Source organism: Haemophilus sp. CCUG 60358, from assembly GCF_001679485.1.
In the GTDB taxonomy this organism is placed as follows: Bacteria; Pseudomonadota; Gammaproteobacteria; order Enterobacterales; family Pasteurellaceae; genus Haemophilus_D.
This window is the reverse complement of record NZ_LZOZ01000019.1, coordinates 1-18,096: the sequence shown is the minus strand read 5'-3', so window position 1 is coordinate 18,096 and position 18,096 is coordinate 1. Positions and strand designations below refer to the sequence as shown.

Annotated in this window: 12 protein-coding genes and 1 pseudogene; 7 read left to right on the top strand and 6 right to left on the bottom strand. The window is 38.8% G+C overall.

What is annotated here, in order from left to right; all coding sequences use genetic code 11:
- The first annotated feature begins 57 nt into the window (after positions 1–57).
- The 3 genes and pseudogenes from A9500_RS09165 to A9500_RS09155 all read left to right on the top strand — a co-directional run bounded on the left by A9500_RS09165 (position 58) and on the right by A9500_RS09155 (position 4,312).
- Positions 58–3,072: a TonB-dependent siderophore receptor gene (locus A9500_RS09165; protein WP_065244698.1), complete on the top strand. Its 3,015-nt coding sequence runs from the start codon at positions 58–60 to the stop codon at positions 3,070–3,072.
- 62 nt (positions 3,073–3,134) lie between these two features.
- Positions 3,135–3,508, top strand: a pseudogene (locus tag A9500_RS09160) (transposase).
- Between the two features lie 186 nt (positions 3,509–3,694).
- A complete protein-coding gene (locus tag A9500_RS09155; RefSeq protein ID WP_065244697.1) occupies positions 3,695–4,312 on the top strand; it encodes an IS3 family transposase in 618 nt (205 codons plus the stop codon).
- 36 nt (positions 4,313–4,348) lie between these two features.
- Here A9500_RS09155 and A9500_RS09150 read toward each other — a convergent pair whose 3' ends face one another.
- Together A9500_RS09150 and topA are read right to left on the bottom strand one after the other, a co-directional pair.
- A complete protein-coding gene (locus A9500_RS09150) occupies positions 4,349–4,909 on the bottom strand; it encodes a TIGR00730 family Rossman fold protein (RefSeq protein ID WP_065244696.1) in 561 nt (186 codons plus the stop codon).
- Position 4,910: 1 nt separating this feature from the next.
- Positions 4,911–7,517, bottom strand: a complete 2,607-nt coding sequence (gene topA, locus A9500_RS09145; RefSeq protein ID WP_065244695.1) for a type I DNA topoisomerase — start codon at positions 7,515–7,517, stop codon at positions 4,911–4,913.
- Positions 7,518–7,614: 97 nt separating this feature from the next.
- Here topA and A9500_RS09140 point away from each other — a divergent pair, with 97 nt between their 5' ends.
- A complete protein-coding gene (locus A9500_RS09140; protein ID WP_065244694.1) occupies positions 7,615–8,514 on the top strand; it encodes a LysR family transcriptional regulator in 900 nt (299 codons plus the stop codon).
- A 27-nt stretch (positions 8,515–8,541) separates the two neighbouring features.
- Here A9500_RS09140 and A9500_RS09135 read toward each other — a convergent pair whose 3' ends face one another.
- The 4 genes from A9500_RS09135 to pepN form a co-directional block, all read right to left on the bottom strand.
- Positions 8,542–9,369, bottom strand: coding sequence for a PHP domain-containing protein (locus A9500_RS09135; RefSeq protein WP_065244693.1), 828 nt, complete (start codon positions 9,367–9,369; stop codon positions 8,542–8,544).
- On the bottom strand, positions 9,370–10,389 hold the full coding sequence (gene pyrD, locus A9500_RS09130; protein WP_065244692.1) for a quinone-dependent dihydroorotate dehydrogenase: 1,020 nt from the start codon (positions 10,387–10,389) through the stop codon (positions 9,370–9,372). It lies immediately after the preceding gene.
- A 136-nt stretch (positions 10,390–10,525) separates the two neighbouring features.
- On the bottom strand, positions 10,526–12,136 hold the full coding sequence (locus A9500_RS09125; RefSeq protein WP_065244691.1) for an ABC transporter substrate-binding protein: 1,611 nt from the start codon (positions 12,134–12,136) through the stop codon (positions 10,526–10,528).
- A 160-nt stretch (positions 12,137–12,296) separates the two neighbouring features.
- Positions 12,297–14,906 (bottom strand): aminopeptidase N, encoded by a 2,610-nt coding sequence (gene pepN, locus A9500_RS09120; protein ID WP_065244690.1) that lies wholly within the window; start codon positions 14,904–14,906, stop codon positions 12,297–12,299.
- Positions 14,907–15,067: 161 nt separating this feature from the next.
- Between pepN and purE the strand changes: the two genes are divergently transcribed.
- The 3 genes from purE (at position 15,068) to A9500_RS09105 (ending at position 18,051) form a co-directional block, all read left to right on the top strand.
- Entirely contained in the window at positions 15,068–15,562 is a 495-nt protein-coding gene (gene purE / locus A9500_RS09115) for a 5-(carboxyamino)imidazole ribonucleotide mutase (RefSeq protein WP_049365474.1), read from the top strand.
- Between the two features lie 70 nt (positions 15,563–15,632).
- Positions 15,633–16,721 carry a 5-(carboxyamino)imidazole ribonucleotide synthase gene (gene purK, locus A9500_RS09110; protein WP_065244689.1) on the top strand — a complete coding sequence of 363 codons (1,089 nt, stop codon included), beginning with the start codon at positions 15,633–15,635 and terminating at the stop codon, positions 16,719–16,721.
- 139 nt (positions 16,722–16,860) lie between these two features.
- Positions 16,861–18,051: an amino acid aminotransferase gene (locus tag A9500_RS09105; RefSeq protein WP_065244688.1), complete on the top strand. Its 1,191-nt coding sequence runs from the start codon at positions 16,861–16,863 to the stop codon at positions 18,049–18,051.
- Positions 18,052–18,096: the final 45 nt, after the last annotated feature.

The window sequence follows — 18,096 nt, the reverse complement described above, 5'->3', positions numbered from 1 at the left end:
TTAAGAATAATAATTGTTATTATTTTAATAAAAATAATTCTTATTTAGGAGCCAAAAATGCATCAATCTCGTCTTTCACCCCCATCTTATTTTCGCCTTAGTCTACTTTCTATTTCTTTATTTTGTACTTGCCAAACCGCGTATACGGAGGACAGTTTAGAGCAGATTAATGTTATTGAAGAAACTGATACTAATACCACTGAGGGTAGCCGTAGCTATACAATTAAGTCTATGAAAACAGCTACTGGACTAAAAGTTTCCGGTAAGGATACGCCACAATCTGTTAGTGTGATTACCAAAAAGCAATTAGATGACAAAGCTATTCATACTCTTGAAGAAGCAATGAAGAATACCACAGGGGTTAATGTTGTACGTGATTCAGGGTTACAAACTCGTTTTCTTTCCCGTGGTTTTTATGTAGATCAAATTGGTGAAGATGGTATTACGACTAATGTAGGTGGGCGTTCAGGTTATACCGCCAAAATAGACGTTTCTCCTAGCACTGATCTAGCTATTTATGATCATATTGAAGTTGTGCGTGGTGCGACAGGATTGACCCAGTCTAACTCTGAGCCTGGCGGCACAATTAATTTGATTCGAAAACGGCCTACAGATAAATTCCAACACCTAGGAGAAATAACGGTCGATCACCGAGGCAGTACCCGTACGCTACTGGACGTTTCCGGAGGCGTAAATCAAGATAATAGTATTCGTGCCCGTTTAGTTGGTGTAGGGGAAAAAGCAAAGTCTTTTAAAGATAATGTGCATGGTAAAAAAGGGCTAATTTATGGTGTCGCTGACGTGGATTTAGGCAATGTTGGCGTGTTAACTTTAGGCGGTATGTATCAGAAAATTAATGAAGTGCCGGATTTTTCTGGCGTGATATTACCTTGTGAAAATCCCCAAGTTGCTCCTTTTGCCTCCCGTCCGGCATGTAATAATCCAGTAAAACTACCTCGAAATACCTATTTAGGACAGAGTTGGTCTCGTTTGAAGGGTGATAAATATAACTTATTTGCTAATACCAAATTTGTTTTTGATAACGATTGGGAGTTTAGTATTGAGGCGTCCTATACAAAAAATAATTCAGATGCAAAAGTTGGGCAATTTTTTATCAAAGATGAACATGCTGCCGGTTTGTCCGGTTCTGACGCGCAAGGATTTCTAACCGAGAAAGGTGAAATTATTCCTTTTGAGCCAAAAGACCAAGCACTTAAAAAATTAAAAGAATATCGTGATCAAGCAACGAAAGAATACGAGCAACGTAAGGCAGATTACGCTCAAAATCAATTTAACCAAGGCGACTTTAATCAATATAGAAACGATCGGCTTGCTGCCCGTAAAAAAGGTTTTGAACAATGCATGAATGATATTGGTCTTGATTTTTTATGTAATGACTGGGCAGATCCTGGTATTGATAAAGATAAACAAGAATATATTGACAAAAAACTACAAGAAGCAGGTATTGCTAACGACGCAGAAAACCGTTTTTCAAACTATCTCTATAATAGGGCTTATAACAATAAAGGTACAACTAATCGAAAATTTACATTCGCACCAATTCGACATATTAAAAAGGACGAACAATACGGGATTAAATTGAATTTAACTGGGCACTATAATCTTTTTGAACGAGACCATGATTTTTATGTAGGTTATGCTTATAACCATGAAAATATTCAATCAGATTTTGTTGAAATTTTTCAGAAACGTTATCGTATAAGTACTATTGATGAGGTTGGTCAAGTGCATCAGCATTTAGCCGGTCGTTGTGTTCCTAATGAGCAAGGAAATTATTATTCTCCAACCGATAAAAATCTTCCTGAACCGGATTGGGACAAGCATGATGAAAAAGGTGACCATATGCTTTATACACCAGATTGCCAACATGCTTATAAAATTAAAGTCGATAAAGACGGTAATATTTTGTATGAATTAGATAAAAATGGGCAAAAAATTCCGGAACGTAACAGCAACGGTAACATTAAGTATAAAAATGGTGCTTATGGAAATCCAAATGAAATTGTTTATAAGATGTTGAAGGAGCCGGATGACCATGTTTTAGCTCGTTATAACTACGCTAAATATTTCAATAAAAATGAAACGCACGCAGTTATTTTGAGCACTCGTTTTAATGCAACGGAACGCCTCCATTTATTAGGAGGTGTGCAGTTTACCCATTTTGAGACCTCACAACGCAAAGAAACGCCTGTTTATAATGGTGAACCAGCAACGCGCTATCAATCGCAATCAAATATTGATAAGGATAATGAGCACTATACTGCCAAAATGAAGGGGCATCATTTTACACCGTATGTCGGTATTACTTATGATTTGACGAATGAGCAGAGCCTTTATGCAAGTTATACTAAGATTTTTAAACAGCAAGACAACGTAGATATTACCAGTAAAACGGTATTACCTCCGTTAATTGGTACAAACTATGAAATCGGTTGGAAAGGCTCTTTCTTTGATAATCAATTAAATAGCTCTTTGGCTTTATTTTCTGTTGAGCAAAAAAATCGTACTGTTGTTGATTTTGGATATATACCGGGCAAAAATGGTGCTGTTGGATCATTCCAGACCATCGCAAAACCAATCGGACGCGTTGTTAGCAAGGGGTTTGAATTGGAGTTGGCTGGAAATATAACAGAAAATTGGCAACTTTTTGCAGGATATACTTACAATAAAAGTAAATATAAAAATGCAGAAGAAATTAATAATGAACGGGCAAAAGGCGCTAAAGATCCTTACAACTTTAGTAATTTTACACCTGTTCAGATGTTTCGACTTGCCACCAGTTACCGAATTCCAAGTAGCAAATGGACGATTGGTGCCGGTATCTCTGCACAGAGCCCGACAAGTAGCTTATATGGCGTTAAACAAGCAGGCTATACTCTGTTTGATGCCAATATTCAGTACGAGTTTAATCGCCACGCCAAACTCAGTTTGATTGGAACGAATTTAGCGGATAAAACTTACTTTGAAAATAACTATAATCGTACTCGCGGGATGAATAATTTCTACGGACGTCCGCGTACTGTCATGATGAAATTTGATTGGCAGTTCTAACGAAATAAATAAAAAAGTGATCTGCACCCCAAAATCTGGACACCTATTTTTAGGTGCAGATTATGTCCTATTCTTATCAATTTCGTTTGAAAATTATCAAACTCGTCACTGAACAGGATTATGGTATCCGTGAGGTGGCTAAACTTCATAAAATTTCCCACGCTCTCGTCATTTATTGGCTAAAAGCATTTCGGGAAAGAGGGCTTGATGGCGTAAAATCGCCTCATACAAACCTTCCCCCCCGAAAATAGTGAAGCCAAAGATGAAAAAGAAAGACATTGAAACTCCGGAAACTACAGACTTTTCACCTAAAGCGTTTAAAAAGTTACAACGAGAGCTCGCCTTGGCTCGTGCGGAGATCGCTTATCTAAAGGAGTTGGAGGCGCTCGACCGTCAAAAACAACGACAGAAAAAAGAAAAATCATTGAAAGATTGAAGCCGGACCACGCGTTAAATGATTTACTTCATGTGGCTAAAATGCCTCGCTCAAGCTTTTACTATAAAGAGATTAAGCGAAATTATCACGAGGTAAAAGAGGCTATCTTATCGCTGTATAAAAAGAACAGAAAACGAGATGGTTATCGCCCCATGACGTTTAAATTACGCCAAATGGGTTTTAATTATGAATCATAAAACGGTGTTAAAGCCGATGAACGAGTTAGGTATTCATTCCATTTTACGCAAGAAAAGACATGGAAAACGTGGAAAAACATCGCATATAGCCCCGAATTTACTGAATCGTGATTTTACAGCGATAGCACTCAATCAAAAATGGGTAACGGATGTAACGGAATTTCAGGTTGGGCAAGAAAAGCTTTATTTTTCACCGTTGATGGACTTGGCTAACCGAGAAGTGATTGCCTATAACTTTGCGACACGCCCCAAATTTTCATTGGTAAAAAAGATGTTAGAACAAGGGCTTAGTAGGATTAAACCGACAGAATGCCCGATTATTCATAGCGACCAAGGCGTATTGTATGGCACGGCAGAATGGGTGAAAATGTTGGAGGGTAAAGCGGTTCAAAGTATGAGCCGCCGAGGAAATTGCTACGATAATGCGGTGATTGAAAGCTTTTTTGCAATATTAAAATCAGAGTGCTTTTACTCTCGGACTTATCATTCAATTGCTGAATTACAGGCTGAAATTGAAGAATATTTAGTGTATTACAACCAAAAACGAATTAAACTTGGTTTAAGAGGATTGAGCCCAGTGCAATACCGAGCTCAATATTTAAGTTAACTAACCTGTCCAACTTTTGGGGGGCAGATCACTTTTTTAATATGTTCTTAACGCTGGAGGTTGGTAATGTTCAATAAAGGTTTCAATTTTTTGAAGATCATTCGAGAGTAGAATCTTCTCAAAATCACCTTGAGTAAAGAAGCCTTCTTTCACCATATGGCTAAAAAAGGACTTTAGTGAATCAAAATACCCCTTTTCATTAAACAGAATGCAAGGATTGTTATTTTTTCCAATTCGCGCCCAAGAAATCACTTCAGCAATCTCTTCTAAAGTGCCAGGTCCACCAGGCAAAGCGATATAAGCATCACCGAGCTCAATCATTTTATTTTTTCGCTCAGACATGCTTTCAACAACCACGGTCTTGGTCAAATTAGGATGTGCAACTTCTCTGTCTTGTAAAAATTGAGGAATAATGCCAATTACCTTGCCTTGATGAGCAAGTACAGTATCTGCAACCACGCCCATTAATCCCAATTTTCCCCCACCATAGACTAAAGTATGTTGGGCATCTGCAATCCATTTCCCTAATTTTGTTGCGGCAGCCTGATAGGCTGAATCATTACCTAAACTTGCATCGCAATAAACCGTGATGTTCATCCTACTTTTTCCGTTCTACCCATTTTCCATCAATATAATCCACAATCCATTTTGTGGCTTTGCCATTCTTTTCAGATGTCACATATTGATGTTTTTCTTTACGGCTAAAGCGGATAATGGCTTCATTACCCTCAGGGTCTTTTTGTGGCGCATCCGCTAAATAACGTAATTTCTCCGGTAAACGATCACGATAAAGCGCTAATTCCGCCACTTTTGCCGGTCGTGTTTCACGTGATTTCGGGAAGTTATGTGCTGACATAAACACCCCACTTGCACCATCACGTAGTACAAAATACGCATCAGATTTTTCGCATTTTAGTTCAGGGAAATGAACCGGCTCTTCTTTTGGCGGTGCAACCTCGCCGTTTTTCAAAATCTTACGGGTATTATCACAGCTGGTACAGCCCATATATTTACCAAAACGACCGAGTTTTAAGTGCATATCTGAACCACACTTATCACATTCTACAATCGGACCATCATAGCCTTTAATTTTGAATTGGCCTTGTTCAACCAAATAACCATCACAATTCGGATTGTTACCACAAATATGTAATTTACGATGTGGGTCAATGATATAGCTATCCATCGCGGTACCGCATTTCGGACAACGTTTACGATCCATTAAGGCTTTGGTCTCAGAAGCCTCATCTAGCACATTTAATAATTCAGCTTCTGGAATAAGATTAATCGTTGTTTTACAACGCTCTTTTGGTGGTAATGCATAACCAGAACAACCAAGGAAGACACCTGTACTTGCTGTGCGAATCGCCATTTTGCGACCACAAGTTGGGCAATCAATATCGGTGAGCACAAGGCTATTCGGCTTCATTCCACCTTCTAACTCATCTAATTCAGCCGTAGAAAGTTGGGTAGAAAAATCTTTGAAGAATTGATTTAACTCAGCTTTCCAATTTTTCTCACCGGATGCAATTTGGTCTAGTACGTTTTCCATGTTGGCAGTGAAATCGTAGCTCATCAAATCAGAAAAAGATTGATTTAAGCGATCAGTAACGATTTCGCCCATTTTCTCTGCGTAGAAACGGCGATTTTCAATGCGTACATAACCACGTTCTTGAATAGTCGAAATAATTGCTGCATAAGTAGAAGGACGACCAATACCACGTTTCTCCAATTCTTTAACCAATGCAGCTTCAGTAAAACGAGCTGGCGGTTTGGTAAAGTGTTGGCTTGGCGAAACCGTTTTTAGTGCTAATGTTTCGTTTAAACTCACAGCCGGTAAAATTTGGTCTTCTGGATTTTTACCTAATTGTGGCAAGACTTTTGTCCAACCATCAAAGCGTAAAATACGGCCTTTGGCTTTCAATTCATAATCACCAGCCATTACAGTGACGGTTGTGCTGTCATATTGTGCAGCCGGCATTTGGCAGGCTACAAATTGACGCCAGATTAAATCATACAAGCGCACGGCATCTTTATCCATACCACTTAAATGATCCGCGAGCATTTTCACATCAGAAGGACGAATCGCTTCGTGTGCTTCTTGTGCATTTTCTTTGCTCGAATAGAAATTCGGTTTAGCTGGCAAATAATCTTTGCCGAAATGGCTTTCGATATAAGAGCGTGCCATATTTAATGCATCTTGACTCAAGTTGGTAGAGTCAGTACGCATATAAGTGATGTAACCAGCTTCGTATAAACGTTGTGCCAACATCATGGTTTTCTTCACACCAAAACCTAAACGTGTGCTTGCAGTTTGTTGTAAAGTTGAAGTAATAAATGGGGCTCTTGGTCTAGAACCTGTTGGTTTTGTTTCTAAATCTGTGACAACGTAATATGATTTATTTAAAAAATCGACCGCACTTTGTGCTTCTTTTTCATTTTTCGGCTCAAATTTCTTGCCTTTATATTGCACCACATCCAAACGTAAGTCTTCTTTCTTGCTCGTTTGGGTTAGCGCTTCAATTTCCCAAAACTCTTCTGGTTGGAATGCTTTAATTTCACGTTCACGCTCTACCACCAATTTCACGGCAACAGATTGTACTCGCCCTGCAGATAACCCACGAGCCACTTTCTTCCATAATAATGGCGACACCATAAAGCCTACCACGCGGTCTAAGAAACGACGGGTTTGCTGAGCATTAACCTGGTCCATATTAATGTGAGCAGGATTCTGGAATGCTTTTTCGATTGCTTTCTTCGTAATCTCATTAAATACAACGCGGCTAAAACGACTATCATCGCCACCGATCACTTCACGTAAATGCCACGCGATAGCCTCTCCTTCTCTATCCAAGTCGGTTGCGAGATAAATATGATCGGATTTTTTAGCAAGGGATTTTAATTCGGAAACAACTTTTTCTTTACCCGGTAGAATTTGATAATTGGCTTTCCAATCATGATAAGGGTCAATTCCCATACGTTTCACTAAGGCCGCACGGTCTTTTTCTGCTTTAATTTTGTTTTTTTCTTCCGCACTTAATCCTTTAGTGGAAACGGGTTTAGCCTTCTCGCCTGTGCTACTCCCTGCAGTAGGCAAATCACAAATATGCCCTACGCTGGATTTCACCACATACTGGCTACCTAAATATTTATTGATGGTTTTCGCTTTGGCTGGCGACTCCACAATCACTAAAGATTTGCTCATTTGCTTACCTAAAATATAACTAGAATTCTGTAAAGTTGGCGATATACTGCAAACTTACGCCGATAAAATCAAGCTTTTTTTCAAAAAGGATTTATAAATGGATAAACTCAATGCAATTTCGGTTTTCTGTAAAGTGATCGAAACGCAAAGTTTTACACAAGCCGCAAACCAACAGAATATTTCTGTGGCAATGGCGAGTAAATTAGTTTCACAATTAGAAGAACATTTAAAAACGCGATTATTACAACGTACAACACGAAAAATTGTGCCGACAGAAGCCGGTATGCTTTATTATCAACGTTGCCAAGCCATTCTATTAGATTTAAGCGAGGCTGACTCTAGCATCAGTAATATGGCAAAGAGCTTACAAGGTAATTTATTAATCTCTGTGCCACGTGATTTTGGCTTACTTTATATTTCACCTAACTTGCCTAAATTTATTGAGCTTCATCCCAATTTACACGTAGAAATTGAATTTGAAGACAAGCGTGTTGATCTCGTTGCGGAAGGCTATGACTTAGCATTACGTATCGGTTATATGCAAGACAGCTCACTTGTTGCGCGTAAAATTAGCAGCTCCCCTATGCATTTTGTTGCTTCGCCAAGTTATTTAGAGTTGCGAGGCACACCACTTACACCTGATGATTTAGAATATCACCAAGGTTTACTTTATAAATCATCGTTAAATCAAGTACATTGGCAATCAACAAAAGCCAATCAAATTCAACGTTATAAAATTCAATCTAAAGTGGTTTCTAATAATGGTATGGCATTGTTAGAAATGACAAAAGCAGGCTTGGGCATCAGCAATTCACCTGGTTTCTTTGTAAAAGATGCGCTTGCTTCAGGTGAGTTAGTTGAAATTTTGTCTGAATATAAACAAAAACCTTTAGATATTTATGTGGTTTACCCAAATCGTCGTCATTTACCCGCTAAAGTTCGCGCATTTATTGAATTTCTAGCGAGTCTCGGTTTGTGTGAGAACAGCCAAATATAAAAACAAGGGCGGATTGACCGCCCTTTATTATTCAAATAATGTCCAAATTGTTTTTACCTCTTCAGGTAAAAACAAATTCTTTCCTAATTCAATCCATCCGCAAGGAAAATGAAAGTCTGACCCTAAAGAGGCGGCTAAGTCATATTCATTAGCTAAACGCGCAAGATATTGACGCTGATCTTTGGTCTGTCCACTATCTGCGACTTCCATGCCATCACCGCCCCATTGTTTGAAATCAACAATTAATCGACGAATCCATTTACCTGTCATGTTATAGCGCATAGGATGAGCAATGACGGCAACGCCACCTGCCGTATGAATCGTCTCAATCGCCGTTGGAATATCCACCCATTCAGCTTTGACAAAACACGATTTTCCACCGCCTAGATAACGCTTAAAGGCTTGCCCATCATTTGAAACCTTGCCGATTTGTACCAAATAACGCGCATAATGCGCACGAGTCACTTCCCCATTAGCCAACGCTTTTGCGCCTTCATAGGCATTGGGGACACCTGCTTTTTCTAATTTGTGGCCAATTTCAACCGCTCTTTTTTCTCTCAGTGATTTTTGTTCGGCTAAAAGTGCGGTCATTTTAGGATGCGTTTTATCAAAATTTAATCCAACAATATGGATGCCACGACCTTCCCAATTCGTTGAAATTTCCACGCCATTAATTAGCTCAATACCTAATTTATCGGCTTCGAGTTTGGCTTCATCAATGCCCATCACAGTGTCGTGATCACATAAAGCGAGCACATTGACGCCTTGTTCATGAGCTCGTTGTACAAGCGCCGTAGGCGTTAAAATACCATCTGAAGCCGTACTATGGCAATGTAAATCATATTTTTTTGTCATTTATTTGATCGCTTTTACTAATTCTTTAACTAAGCTTGGACCGTGATAAATCAAACCTGAATAAACTTGTAACAATTCAGCACCCGCTTCAATCTTCTCCTGTGCGTTTTGTACACCGTCAATACCACCACTCCCAATAATAGGGATTTGTCCTTTCAGTTCTTGATGTAATCTTCGTATAATTTCTGTACTTTTCTGCTGTAACGGTTTTCCACTTAAGCCGCCTTGTTGTTCCGCATTTTTCAAACCTGTGACGTTGTCGCGTGAAATAGTTGTATTAGTGGCAATTACCCCATCCATTTGATTACGAAGTAACGTATCAGCAATTTGAACGAGCTCAGTCTCGGATAAATCAGGTGCAATTTTTACTGCAATCGGCACATATTTATTATATTGCTCAGCTAATACTTTTTGGCGCTGTTTTACACTTTGCAGTAAATCATCAAAATAATCACCATACTGCAATTGGCGCAAATCCGGTGTGTTCGGTGATGAAATATTTACCGTAATATAATCCGCATAGTTATAGGCTTTGTTTAGGCAAAATAGGTAATCATCTTTCCCCTTTTCAAGGGGCGTGATTTTATTTTTGCCAATATTAATCCCAATTACGCCATCAAATTTTGCCTTTTTAACATTCTCGACCACATAATCAATGCCATAATTATTGAATCCATTACGGTTAATAATCCCTTCCGCTTCCACTAAACGGAATTGACGAGGCTTAGCATTTCCCTCTTGCGCTAAAGGCGTAACCGTACCGACTTCAATAAAACCAAATCCCATCGCACCAAAGCCATCAATAGCCTCAGCATTTTTATCTGCGCCCGCTGCTAATCCAATAGGATTTTTAAACGTAATGCCCATTACTTGCTTAGGCGTACCTTGTGGACAAGCCAAAAGCTGCTTCAATAAAAATTGACAAGGCGATTTACCCGCTAAATGCAATGATTTAATTACTAAATCATGGGCGGTTTCAGGATCAAGGGAAAAGATGGCTTTACGGATCAAAGAATACATACTCGTTTATCTCTCAGGATAGTTCACTGTAAATGGAAAGTGCGGTCAAAATTAACCGCACTTTAGCTGAAAATTTCGTTGCATAGCATTTTAAAATGAAAGCAATGTATATGCAACGAAAGGTGCTTAGATAACACTACTTACGAATATAAAGCTCCTTAGTATAAACATAATCCTGTGGATTATGCATTGGGAACCCACCTACTGCTGGATTAATTACTTTGATCAACGGTGAATAGAAAATCGGTATTAAAGGTGCTTGCTCCGCAATAAGCTGCTCGGCTTGTTGATATAAATCAGCACGAGTTTTGTCATTTAAAGTACTTTGCGCATCTTTCATGACTTGATCAAATTTTTTGTTCTTCCACTGCCCCACATTTTCTGGTGATGTAGAAAGCAAAGAATTGAGAAATGCAGACGGTTCATTGTATTCAGCATCAATAGACATACGGGATAATTGGAAATTACCGACATTGCGTTCACCCAAGTAGGTTTTCCATTCCATCGTACGTAATTTTACATCTGCACCTAATTGTTTCTTCCATTCAGAAGCGAGCGCCAACGCCACTTTTTCATGAGTTGCATACTTATTATAAAAAATTTCAAATTGAAGCGGTTTTTTTTCACTATACCCCGCTTCATTTAATAATTTTTTAGCCTGCGCTATTCTTTCTGTTAATGGCTGATTTAATTCAGCAATATTTGGCGCATTAAAACCATCAACTTCTGGTGGTGTCAATGTTGCTGCTGGTTTGCGCAAACCAATAATATGCTCGGCAATCAATGATCTATCTAAGGTAAGATATAACGCCTTGCGTACTTTTTCATTATCAAATGGAGGTTTAGCCACGTTGAATGTATAGAATTCCGTGGTTAATCGAGGCACGACAATCAGTGCATCCGGTGTGTGTTTTTGAATATGTGGAATCTGTTCTACTGGTACCCAAGTTAAATCCAATTCTTTAGCTTGGTATCGTTGATATGCAGAAGCTAAACTTTCTTGAAATAGATATTCAGAAGTATTAATGAGCGTATTTTTATCATTCCAATAAAGTGGATTACGTTCCGCTGTAATTTTCTCATTAATCGTCCATTGCTTTAATTGATAGGCTCCATTGCTTACTATATTTTGAGCTGTCGCCCATTTATCACCCAATTGAGCCAATTTATGATGTGGTACAGGGAATGTCGTAGGGTACGCAAGTAATTGCAAGAAATAAGGTGTAGCTTGGGTAAGAGTAACTTCAACTTGTTTATCATTAAGTGCTTTAATGCCTAATTCATTTAATGGCATTTTACCTTGCATCACTTCTTCTGCATTTAAAATATGTGCCTTTGTTAAATAATTGGCATTAGGGCTACCAAATTTAGGATCAACTGCACGTTGCCAACCTAGCACAAAATCTCGAGCAGTTACTGGTGTACCGTCCGACCATTTTGCATCACGCAATGAAAAGGTATAAATTTTCCCATCGTCAGAGACTGTCCATTTTTCTGCTTGTGCAGGCTGCACTTGACCATTTTCATCCAACCAAATTAACCCTTCAAATAAATCAATCACAATTTGGGCAGCGGTATTTTCTTGTACCAATTGGGGATCAAGAGAACCAGGATCACTATGTGTGTTTTGACGGAAGACTTGAGTGTCAGAAAGTGGCGTACCAGCAGGTACAGTGGCAGAAAATGCTGTTGTTGAAAAAATGCCAAGCATCATACTGACCAGCACTGATGTTTTGTATGTTTTCATATAAAATCCTTATTAACTAATACGGCGAAATGCCGTTTTCTATTTTATCAAAGTGAATAAAAGAAAAGATTGATATAGTTAACAAATTTGAAAAAAAATACGGGATATCTTCTAGATATCCCGTATTAAATTAATTGGATATAAAATAAATTTATAGCAATTATTGCAAGGCTTTTTCAATCTTCTCGAATAAATCTTTCGAGAGTTCTTCAACAACACTTAAGCGCTCTAAAGCACGTTTCATTAACGTTTGACGTTGTGCATCAAAACGAGAGAAACGAATTAATGGCTCAATTAAACGCGCAGCCACTTGTGGATTTGTTTCATTTAAACGAATTAAAACATCGGTTAAGAAACGATAGCCTGAACCACTGATATGATGGAACGCTTTTAAGTTGTGATTTGCAAAGCTCCCCACTAATGAACGTAAACGGTTTGGATTATTGAAGTTAAAACTTGGGTGATCCATTAACACTTGTACAATTTCCAATACGTTTTCATCTGGGCGAGTTGCTTGCAAAGCAAACCATTTATCCATCACTAAGCCATCATGTTGCCATTTTTGTTCAAAATCGGCCAACAAGGCATCACGACAAGGTAATGCCGCTTTGGTTGCCATATTTAATGCTGCTAAAGTATCCGTCATATTATTGGCATTATTGTAATGTTTTTGCACCACAGTATTGCCTAGATTGGTGTAAGCTAAATAACTTAAACAAAGATTACGTATTGCTCGTAAAGCAATATCTTCTTGCGTCACTCGATAATCTTCAAGACGAGTATGGGTGTAAATACGCAATAAATCTTCTTTCAAGTATTCTGCGATTTGTACCAACATAAATTCTCTTGCGGCTGCAATGCCATCTGGATCAATCGTTTTAAAGCTTTCTGCAAACTCAATGTCTTTTGGCAAGGTTAGAATTAATGTAGCTAATTCGATATCTTGTTCGTAATTTTCCAATACATGCGCAAGTGCGGTCAAAACATCGGGTGAAATGTCAAAGGCTTCGCCTTGTTGGAAATGCGCCACATTACGACGCAATTCTTGAGTAAAGAGCATTTGTGCTGCATCCCAACGAGCAAATTGGTTATCAGCAAATTTAAGCAAACCTAATAACTGCTCTGTGGTGTAATCATAATCCAGTTTCACCGGTGCAGAAAAATCACATAACAACGCAGGAATTGGGCGACCATAAATACCATGGAACTCAAACACTTGATCTTTTTCTGTCACATTTAACACATCGCTTAGCAACTCACCGTTATGCTGTAACATTTGTTTCGTGCCTTTGGCATCATAAAGTGCAATTTTCAATGGAATATGTAAGTTTACTTTTTCCATTTGGTCCGCAGTTGGCGGCGTAGATTGCGAAACGGTTAAATGATAAGTATGAGTTTGTTCATCATACGCATCGCTAATCAATAATTCTGGCGTACCTGATTGACTATACCAACGACGGAATTGAGCTAAATCAACATCATTCGCACGTTCCATTGCAGACACAAAATCTTCACAGGTTGCCGCTTTACCATCGTTTTCAGCAATATAGAGTTGCATCCCTTTTTGGAAACCTTGTTCACCTAATAAGGTGTGCAACATACGAATCACTTCTGCCCCTTTTTCATATACGGTCACGGTATAGAAGTTATTCATTTCAATGACTTTTTCAGGGCGAATTGGGTGTGACATTGGGCTTGCATCTTCAGCAAATTGTACCGTACGTAAGAATTTCACGTTATTAATACGATTGACTGCTCGAGAACCTGTGTCAGATGAAAACTCTTGATCACGGAAAACCGTTAAACCTTCTTTCAAACTTAATTGGAACCAATCACGGCAAGTTACACGATTTCCTGTCCAGTTATGGAAATATTCATGTGCAATCACGCTTTCAATAGCGAGATAATCATCATCGGTTGCTGTTTGTGGATTTGCCAACACAAATTTAGAGTTAAAGATATTCAACCCTTTATTTTCCATGGCCCCCATATTGAAGAAGTCCACAGCAACAATCATGTAAATATCTAAGTCATATTCTAAATTGAAACGGTCTTCATCCCATTTCATGGCTTTTTTCAGACTTTCCATCGCCCAAGAGGCGCGATCAAGATTTCCACGGTCAACATAAAGCTCTAAGACCACTTCACGACCACTTTTTGTTGTAAAGGTATCTTGTAATAAATCAAAATCACCCGCCACTAAAGCGAATAAATAGCTTGGTTTCGGGAATGGGTCATTCCATTCAACCCAATGACGACCGTCCTCTAATTCACCACTTGCAATGCGATTACCATTAGAAAGTAAGTAAGGATATTTAGTCTTATCGGCGGTAATTTTGGTTGTATAGCGAGCCAATACATCTGGGCGATCAAGCATATAAGTGATTTGACGGAAACCTTCTGCTTCACATTGTGTACAAATGCCCTCGCCAGATTGATAAAGCCCTTGTAAAGAGGTGTTTTGTGCAGGCTCTAGATTCGTCACAATTTCAAGCTCAAAATTGACCGCACTTTGATTGGTTAAATCTAACGTTAAACTTTCGTGGTCTTGATGATAATGTTTGAAATCTTCGCCATTGAACTTAATGGAGGCAAATTGGAAGCCATGACCATCTAATCGTAGATGGGTTGCTTCATCATTTAAACGTTGGAAGGTTGTTTTTGCAGTGACAACGGTATGCTTAGGATCTAATTGAAAATCAAGGAAAATATCCGTAACCGTAAAATCAGGTTGTTTGTAATCTTTTCTATATTTCGCTTTAGCTAACATAATCTGCTCTATTTCTAAGAAAAAAACTCGTATTAGGATAAGATTTTATGACAAAACTTGCAATGGAATTTTCAGTTTTTACCATATAGCAAACGTTTGCTTAAAAGTAGATAAATATGCTATTCTACGCATCGTTTTTTATTAGATAAATTTTTAAAAATATGTCAAATACCGCACAAATTGCTATTGTGATGGGCTCAAAAAGCGATTGGGCAACCATGCAAGAAGCCACTCAAATTTTAGATGAACTCAATGTGGCATATCATGTTGAAGTCGTTTCCGCACATCGAACCCCCGACAAGCTGTTTGAATTTGCCGAAAATGCACAAAAAAATGGTTACAAAGTGATTATTGCGGGTGCAGGTGGTGCAGCACATTTACCCGGTATGATTGCGGCTAAAACGCTTGTGCCTGTATTGGGTGTCCCTGTTAAAAGTTCTATGTTAAGCGGTGTTGATAGTCTCTATTCTATCGTACAAATGCCGAAAGGCATTCCTGTCGGTACGTTAGCGATTGGCCCTGCTGGTGCAGCGAATGCAGGATTGCTCGCTGCACAAATTCTTGCAGGTTGGGATGATGCGTTATTCGCTCGCCTACAAGTATTCCGCGAAAATCAAACCAATATGGTATTGGATAATCCTGATCCTCGTACATAAAACACCTTTAAATTTGACCGCACTTTTTAAAGTGCGGTTGCTTTTTTAGCTAGATTTGATGAGAAATTTTATGCAAAACTCTACCCTATATCCTACTGTTTATGTGCTTGGTAATGGTCAACTTGGCAGAATGTTACGTTATGCAGGCGCACCTTTAGATATTCAGGTTCAACCGCTTGAGTTCAATGCACCCGTATTTGATTTACCCCAAGATGCCATCATCACCGCAGAAATTGAACGTTGGGAAAAAACACCGTTAACCAAGTTATTAGGTCATCATAAGAATTTCGTTAATCAGAATGTTTTTGGCTTATTGGCTGATCGCTTCACCCAAAAATCTTTACTGGATGAACTCAGTCTCTCCACCTCGCCATGGTGTTTATTAAAAGATAAAACGCAATGGTCTGAAGTATTTAAAAACGTGGGTGAAAAAGTCGTGGTTAAACGTCGTACTGGTGGTTATGACGGTCGTGGTCAATGGATTATTACTGAAAATAATCAACGTGACATTACGGACGATTTATTCGGTGAAGTTATCGCAGAAAAATTCATTCCTTTTGATTATGAAGTGTCTATTGTAGGCGCTAGATTTAAAAATGGTGAAAAACGTTTCTATCCAGTGACACATAACCTACAGCAAAATGGTATTTTACGTTACAGTGTGACAGATATTTCATTCCCGCAACAACAAAGCCAACAAATTCAGGCGGAATCTATGCTAGGAAAAATCATGGATAAGCTTGAATATGTCGGCGTAATGGCGATGGAATGCTTTGTGGTGGGGGATAAATTATTAATTAATGAACTCGCTCCTCGCGTGCATAACAGTGGACATTGGACACAATTAGGTTGTGCTATCAGTCAATTTGAATTGCATCTACGAGCCTTGTTAGATTTACCTACACCGTCATTACAACCCATTGCACCAAGTGTCATGGTTAATTTAATTGGCACAGAACATAATCCACAATGGTTGAACACCCCTTTCTCCCAATTACATTGGTATGGCAAGGAAGTTCGTCTAGGTAGAAAATTAGGTCATATCAATATAACGCATCCAGACAAAACGATCATTATCCAACAGCTTGAAAAACTTCGTCACGAACTCCCTGAAGACTATCAATCTGGTTTAAATTGGGCAATTGAGAAATTAAAATAATCAAAAAAACAACCGCACTTTTTTGATGAATATCTAAAAACATCAAAGTGCGGTTGATTTTTATCAGGTTCTTCTTGATAAAATCTATCGGCTGAAGTATAAAATTACTCATCTCACAACACATACATAAGGAAAAGCTATGTTTGAACATATCAAAGCGGCTCCGGCCGATCCTATCTTAGGCTTAGGCGAAGCATTCAAATCAGAAACGCGTGAAAATAAAATCAATTTAGGTATTGGCGTTTATAAAGATGCACAAGGTACAACGCCGATTATGCGCGCGGTAAAAGAAGCCGAAAAACGCTTATTTGATAACGAAAAGACTAAAAACTATCTGACTATCGATGGTATTGCCGATTATAACGAACGCACAAAAGAGCTCCTTTTCGGTAAAGATTCCGAAGTCATTAAAGCAAACCGTGCAAGAACTGCGCAAAGTTTAGGTGGCACAGGTGCACTACGCATTGCGGCAGAATTCATTAAACGCCAAACCAAAGCACAAAATGTGTGGATTAGTACACCAACATGGCCTAACCACAATGCAATTTTCAATGCGGTGGGCATGACGATTCGTGAATATCGTTATTATGATGCTGAACGCAAAGCCCTTGACTGGGAACATTTACTTGAAGATTTAAGCCAAGCAAGCGAAGGCGATGTCGTGCTTTTACACGGTTGCTGCCACAACCCAACTGGTATTGACCCAACCCCAGAACAATGGCAAGAATTAGCCGCGCTTTCAGCGAAAAACGGCTGGTTACCACTCTTTGACTTTGCTTATCAAGGTTTAGCAAATGGCTTAGACCAAGATGCTTACGGTTTACGTGCATTTGCATCAAATCATAAAGAATTATTAGTGGCGAGTTCATTCTCTAAAAACTTTGGTTTATACAATGAGCGTGTTGGTGCCTTTACCCTTGTGGCTGAAAATGCAGAAATTGCTTCAACTGCATTAACACAGGTGAAATCAATTATTCGTACCCTCTACTCTAACCCAGCATCTCACGGTGGTGCGACTGTAGCAACGGTGTTAAATGATCCACAACTTCGTCAAGAATGGGAAAATGAATTGACTGAAATGCGTGAACGCATCAAAAAAATGCGTCATTTATTCGTTCAGTTATTAAAAGAATACGGTGCAGAACAAGATTTCAGCTTTATCATGGAACAAAACGGTATGTTCTCTTTCAGCGGCTTATCACCTGAGCAAGTTGATCGCTTAAAAGAAGAATTTGCGATTTACGCTGTTCGTTCTGGTCGTATCAATGTGGCCGGTATCACTGAAGACAATATTCGTTATTTGTGTGAAAGTATTGTGAAAGTGCTTTAATCAATAAAAATAAAAAGTGCGGTTAAAATTTGATCTGACCCCAAA